General features: G+C 47.8%; 1 protein-coding gene. It reads right to left on the reverse strand.

The genetic code is table 11. The annotated features are described in order from the left end of the window. The coding region (locus tag AB4585_RS26045) for a hypothetical protein (RefSeq protein ID WP_372171664.1) at positions 1–345 on the reverse strand (345 nt) is incomplete at both ends.

The following is a 345-nucleotide window of genomic DNA, read 5'->3' on the forward strand; positions in this document are numbered from 1 at the left end:
TCTTCAGTGTTGCCAGTAGCTGATTGTACTGCTGGAACTGTTGCTGAGCTTGTTTGAAGCCTTCACGAGCGCGATCTTTCTCTTGCTCTGCAGTCGCAAGCTTCAGCTTCAGCTGCTCGCTTAGCTCACTGCTTTTATCAAGAAGCTTCACTGAATCTGCATAAGCAAAGTGCGCTTTGCGCCCTAATACATTCGACAGTGCAAAGGTCTTTTGCTTGTTGAGCTGCAGTGCTTGGTCTAAAGCTTCATATTCTGCCTGAATAGCATCAAACTGCTCAGGATCCGCCTCAAGCGAACTAGCAATCGGCTCAAGCTTTTGTAGCGTCTGACCGAATTGGTCTAGGT

The sequence above is a fragment of the Vibrio sp. 10N.222.49.C9 genome (assembly GCF_041474985.1).
Lineage (GTDB): Bacteria > Pseudomonadota > Gammaproteobacteria > Enterobacterales > Vibrionaceae > Vibrio > Vibrio crassostreae_C.